We start from the raw sequence: 5,820 nt of genomic DNA on the forward strand, positions 1-5,820 counted from the left end.
GTCCCTGGCCATCCCCGAGGAGCTGCGCGAGCCGGCCCCCGGCCCGCCGAAGCCGCCCGAGCCCCGGTCCAAGCGCGACAAGCGTCGCCGCGCCAGCTGAAGACGCCGGGTCCCCACCCCGGGGGTCCCTCTTCCGGGAAAGACCCGCTAGGCTTGGGGGCCCATGCAGCCGTGTCCCTGCCCCTACTGCCAGACGACGATGCGCAGCACCCACGCCCGGGGCCTGGAGCGCGACGAGTGCGGCAACTGCGGCGCCGGCTGGCTCGACGCGGAGGCGCTGGGCACGGTCGTCACCGGTCCGGTGATGGAGGCCGTGTTCGAGCAGGCGAAGGGAAGGCCCGGGCGGTGCCGGGGCTGTGACGCGGGACTCCAATACGTCCCCGGCTGTCCGTCCTGCGGGCGGCGGGCTCCCACCTGTCCCGGATGCGGCAGCGCGCCGCTGTCCGCGGTGGAGCTGCGGGACGTGACGGTGGACGTCTGCGTGAAGTGCCGGGGCGTGGCGATGGACCGGGAAGAGGTGACCCGGCTCCTGAATGCGACGACACCGGCGCCCCGGGCACGGGACGAGCAGGCTCCGGAGCTCCACGCCGCGGACTTCGAGCATGAGTATGAGAGCGAGAGCGCGCCCCGGAGCATGAACCTGCGGCCCAAGGTGCTGCTGGGCGACGAGCCCGCGTGCACGACCTGCGGGCGACGGATGGAGCCGCGCTACGGGTTCGTCTGGGAGGAGCGGCTGTTCTGTGGAAGCTGCGCCCCGGAGGGCTCCGTGCCCTACTCCGGTGAATTGACGAAGGCGCGGGCCAGTGAGTCCGCCGGCCGCAGGTCCCAGTACCTGAACACCGGTACCACCGAGTCCGCCGTGGTGTGGCTGCTGTCAAAGCTGTTCAAGTAGCCCCCTGCCGCGCGCCTGACAGGCTGTCCCTCACGGCGCCCCAAGGCCTGACAAGACGTCCGCCAAAGGGCCGCGGCGCGCGGTCATTCCGTCGTGAGCATGCCTTCCACGGCCCCTGGCCCTGGTCTTGCTCATGCCTCCCACGCTTCGCCAAGGGAGGGATTCATGAACCATGGGATGCGCAGGTCCGTGCAGGGCGGCTTTGCCTTGCTTGTCTTTTCGTGCGCGCTGACAGCGGCGCTCATCGTGAATCAGGTGTTCATCGGCGTCCTGATGCCATCGCCTCGTGCCAGGGAAAGCACGGCGCGGGTGCCATCGCGCACTCCGTCCGGACCGGCGCTGGACACGGACCTCCTGGCAAGGCTCACGGGCCTTTCCCTCCCGAGCCCCATGGAAGTGGAGCCAGGCCCTCACCTCCCCCGGAGCACACTGCCCCTGCGGCTGCTCGGGACGCTGGTCTCACAGGATCCTCGGTGGTCGATGGCCTCCATCCACGAACTTTCAGGAGGCGTCGCTCGCAGCCTGATGGTCAGTGATGCCTTCAAGGGCGCCCGGGTCTTCGCCATCGAGCGGGAGCGCATCGTGTTCGTGGTCGACGGGCGGCTCGAATACATCGACGGCGCGTCCCTGCCGGGCACGGGCCCGACCCCGGTGAATGCCCATCCAGGCGCCGCGATGCCAGGGGGTTCCGGCCTGGGCAAGGGCATCCGCGCCACGGGACCAGACACCCACGTCGTGCCCCGCGAGGACCTCACCGAAGCGCTCGCGCACCTGGACGAGCTGTCCATGGAGGCCCGCGTGGTCCCCGCCTTCAAGGAAGGCCGTCCCGTGGGCTTCAAGCTGTTCTCCATCAAGGACGGCTCGTTCTACTCGCGGCTGGGATTGCGCAACGGGGACGTGCTCCAGCGCATCAACGGGCTGGACCTGGACGGCCCGGACAAGGCCCTGGAAGCCTTCATGACCCTGCGGGAGGCCCGGCGCATCGAGCTGCAGATTGAACGCGGCGGCGTCCCGGTCCGGAAGACCTTCGACATCCAGTAGCGCTGGCCGTGCTCAGGGCTGCGTGCCGTAATACGCCGCGCAGCGCTTCAAATAGCCCGCGACGGTGAAGTCCTCGAAGTCCCCGGCGGCCTCGCACTCTTCCAAGTACCGCAAGGCCTTCCGGGCCTCATCCGACGCCTGCGAGGCGAGGGATTCCTTCGTCCGCTCCAGCCCCGCGCCACAGAGGAACTGGACATCGATGGACGCGGCCGCGTCCATGCTGGCCCGCTTCGCCCGCCAGATGCGGAGGACATCCTCCAGCAGGCCCGCGTGGAACAACTGCACGCAGCACAGCCGCATCCACTCCGTGTCCCCGTCCCCCTGGGAGCGGTGCTCCTGCTCCGTCTGGACCCGCAAGGCTTCGCGAATCTCCTCCAGGCTGCTCGGGGCGGGATTCAATCCCAACCGCCCCAGCCACGCGTCCAGGTCCATGGGTTCGGAGCTCAGGCCTGCGCCGCCGCCAGCTTCTCCTGCGCGACTTCCCACCGGGCATAGAGGTCTTCCAGCTCCTCCTTGCCCGCGCGGTGCCCGTCCATCAGCGGCTTCGCCCGAGCGAAGTCGTTGTAGAGCACCGGGTCCGCGAGCTGCGCCTCGCGCTCCTTCTGCTCGGTCTCCACCTTCGCGATGCGCTCCTCCAGCTTCGCGATCTCCTTCTTGATGGGGCCCTCCACCACCGAGCGACGCTGGCGCGCCTCCGCCTCCAGCCGCTTGCGCTCCTTCTCGGAGACCGTCGCCGCGCCCGCCCCCGTGCCCTTGCCGCCGGACGTGCTGGTGTCCGCGCCCTCCGCCGCCAGCCGCTGCTGCTCCTGGTGGTAGAGGTATTCGTCCAGGTTGCCCGGGTGCGACGTGAGCTTCCCGTCCGCCACCTCCCAGACGTGCGTGCACAGGCCGTTGATGAAGCTGCGGTTGTGGCTCACGAACAACAGCGTGCCGCCGTACAGCTTCAGCGCTTCAATCAGCATCTCCGACGAGTCCAGGTCCAGGTGGTTCGTCGGCTCGTCCATCAGCAGGAAGTTGGACGGAGTCAGCAGCAGCTTCGCCAGGGCCACGCGCGCACGCTCGCCACCGCTCAGCACGCCGATGGGCTTCTCCACGTCGTCGCCGCTGAAGAGGAACGCGCCCAGCACGCCGCGCACGTAGCTCTCCGGCTTGTCCGCCGCCAGAGGCCGCACCTCTTCGATGATGGTGTTGTCACGGTCGAGCTTGTCCGCGTGGTGCTGCGCGTAATAGCCCACCACCACGTTGTGCCCGAGCGTCACCTTGCCGGTGTCCGGGGCCAGCTCGCCCGCGACCATCTTCAAGAGCGTCGTCTTGCCCGCGCCGTTGGCGCCCACCACGGCGATTCTCTGGCCCCGCTCCAGCCGCGCGTTCAGCCCGTCATAGACGGTGAGCGCGCCGTAGCGCTTGGTGATGTCCTCCATCAGCACCACGTCCCGGCCGCTGCGCTCTACCTCCGGGAAGCGGAACTTCATCGTCTGCCGCTCTTCCAGGAGCTGCACCTTCTCCAGCTTGGCCAGCATCTTCGCGCGGCTCTGCGCCTGCTTGGCCTTGGTGGCCTTCGCGCCGAACCGGTCGATGAAGCCCTGCAGCTCCGCGCGGCGCTGCTCCACCTTCTCCGCCTTCGCCTGGAGCAGCACCATCTCCTCGGCGCGCAGGCGCTTGTAGTCCTCGTAGTTGCCCGTGTACTCGCGCACGCCCTCCATCTCCAGCGACACCACCCGGTTGATCTGCCGGTTGAGGAAGTCGCGGTCGTGGGAGATGAGCACCATCGCCTTGTTGGAGCGGCGCAGGAACCCGTCGAACCAGGCCAGGGTCGGCACGTCCAGGTGGTTGGTCGGCTCGTCCAAGAGCAGCAGGTCCGGGTCCTGAAGCAGCAATCCCGCCAGCGCCGCCCGCATCCGCCAGCCGCCCGACAGCGCCTGGGTGGGCTTGGACAGGTCCGCGTCCCGGAAGCCCAGGCCCTTGAGGATGCGCTCGGCGTGGTGCCGGCCGTAGCGGTTCTCGAAGTCGTCCAGCTCCGCGTGGAGGTCCGCCAGCGTCTGGGCCAGCTCCAGCTGGTCCTCCTCCTCCACGGCCGCCGCCAGGGCCGCCTCGGTGTCCCTCAGGCGCGACTCCATGGCGTCCCGGCCGGGCACGGTGCTCATCACCGCCTCCACCACCGTCCCTTCGGGTAACCCCGCGATTTCCTGGGGCAGATAGCCCGCCCGGGCCCGGCGGCTGTACTGGATGGTGCCCCCATCCGGCAGGCTCGCCTTGGCGATGATCTTCATCAGGGAGGACTTCCCCGTGCCGTTGGCCCCCACCAGCCCCACCCGGTCCCGTGGGCCAAGTGTGAAGTTGTCCTCATCGAAGAGGACCTTCTTTCCGTAGGCGAGGCTGATGTCCTGGGCGATGACGAGGCTCATGGCGGGGCGGGAGATAACAGCCCGAGGGCCCCACGGGAACGCCTCAGATGCCTGCCTGACTGCCCAGGGGGCACATCTCTCGGGTTGGGCATGGCGCGCGGCTTGCCTATACTCCCGCCACCCATGGCCGCCCCCTGCCCCCATTGCGGAAGTACCGACGGTCAAGATCACCTGTGCGCGGCGCAGAGCCTCCAGCTCCTGGGCCAGGTCCTGGACGGCCGCTACAAGATTGAGAGCGTGCTCGGCCAGGGCGGCATGGGCATGGTGTTCCGCGCCACCCAGACCTCCGTCCAGCGCCCGGTGGCGGTGAAGACGCTCAACCCGTCGCTCGCCGCCGCGCCCCAGTTCTTCGAGCGCTTCCGCCGCGAGGCGGAGATCGCCAGCCGCCTGCGCCACCCGAACGTCATCACCATCTTCGACTTCGGCCGCGCTGCGGACGGCACCTGCTACTACGTGATGGAGCTGCTCAAGGGCGAAAGCCTCAAGGAGCTGGTCAAGCGCGAGGGGCCCATGACCCTGCGCCGGGCCGTGAACCTCCTGGAGCAGGCCACGCTGGGCCTCGCCCACGCGCACGAGGAGGGTTGCGTCCACCGCGACCTGAAGCCGCACAACATCATGGTCCAGGCGCTCGACGGGAAGGACTTCGTCAAGGTGCTGGACTTCGGCCTCGTGAAGGCGCTGGAGCAGGACGAGGAGGAGCAGCTCACCTCCACCGGCCAGGTGCTGGGCACCCCCCAGTACATGCCGCCCGAGCAGGCCGGCGGCGAGTCCGTGGACCAGCGCTCCGACCTCTACTCCATGGCGGGCGTGCTGTACTTCTGCCTCACGGGCAGCTCTCCCTATGGCGCCAACACGGTGCGCAAGGCGCTCACCGCCGCGCTCACCCAGCCCGTGCCCCCGGTGAATTCCAAGCGCCAGGGCGCGCCCGTGCCGGAGGCGCTGGACGCGTTCTTCGCCAAGGCGCTCTCCGCGGAGAAGGAAGACCGCTACCAGAACGCGCAGGAGTTCATCGACGCGCTCATCGACTCGGTGGACGGCCTGTCGGCGGAGGAGCTGGACGCGCACCCCACGGGCGGCGTCCCCGGGGCGGACCGTGGCACCGGCAGCCGCAGCCGTCCGGGTGCGGGCTCCAACAGCCGCGCGGGTTCAGGCAGTCGCCTGGGCTCCGCCAGCCGCGCCGGTCGTGCCCCCGCCCCGGCGGGCACGGGCACCCACGCACGGTCCGCGTCCCGAGTGGGCGCGGCCCCGGCCCGGGGCTCCACGCCCGCGGGGGGTGCGCAGTCCTCGGCCCGTCCGACCTCGAGCACTGGCAATCCGCCCCTCTCCCAGGCCAACCGTCGGCCGTCCCCGGCCCGCGAGGAGCCCGTCGAGCCGCCGCCGCCCCAGGGCATGTCCGGGGGCAAGAAGGTGGCGCTCATCGCCGTGCCGCTGGTGCTCCTGGGCGCGGGCGTCGCGTTGGTCATGTCGCGCGGCGGTGACGAG

Annotated in this window: 5 protein-coding genes; 3 read left to right on the forward strand and 2 right to left on the reverse strand. The window is 70.0% G+C overall.

The genetic code is table 11. The features are described from left to right. Positions 1–163 precede the first annotated feature (163 nt). Together D7Y13_RS37285 and gspC are read left to right on the forward strand one after the other, a co-directional pair. Positions 164–892 carry a zf-TFIIB domain-containing protein gene (locus D7Y13_RS37285; RefSeq protein WP_120538209.1) on the forward strand — a complete coding sequence of 243 codons (729 nt, stop codon included), beginning with the start codon at positions 164–166 and terminating at the stop codon, positions 890–892. A gap of 177 nt (positions 893–1,069) precedes the next feature. Next, on the forward strand, positions 1,070–1,933 hold the full coding sequence (gene gspC / locus D7Y13_RS48845) for a type II secretion system protein GspC (RefSeq protein WP_279637165.1): 864 nt from the start codon (positions 1,070–1,072) through the stop codon (positions 1,931–1,933). Positions 1,934–1,945: 12 nt separating this feature from the next. Here the strand turns inward: gspC and D7Y13_RS37295 are convergent, their stop codons facing one another. Together D7Y13_RS37295 and D7Y13_RS37300 are read right to left on the reverse strand one after the other, a co-directional pair. Next, positions 1,946–2,365: a hypothetical protein gene (locus D7Y13_RS37295; protein ID WP_120538208.1), complete on the reverse strand. Its 420-nt coding sequence runs from the start codon at positions 2,363–2,365 to the stop codon at positions 1,946–1,948. Positions 2,366–2,376: 11 nt separating this feature from the next. Beyond that, a complete protein-coding gene (locus tag D7Y13_RS37300; RefSeq protein ID WP_120585976.1) occupies positions 2,377–4,338 on the reverse strand; it encodes an ABC-F family ATP-binding cassette domain-containing protein in 1,962 nt (653 codons plus the stop codon). Between the two features lie 123 nt (positions 4,339–4,461). Between D7Y13_RS37300 and D7Y13_RS37305 the strand changes: the two genes are divergently transcribed. Then, positions 4,462–5,820 (forward strand): serine/threonine protein kinase (locus D7Y13_RS37305; protein WP_147452590.1); only part of this gene is annotated, 1,359 nt, incomplete at its 3' end.

Source organism: Corallococcus praedator (genome assembly GCF_003612125.1).
GTDB classification, from domain to species: Bacteria; Myxococcota; Myxococcia; order Myxococcales; family Myxococcaceae; genus Corallococcus; species Corallococcus praedator.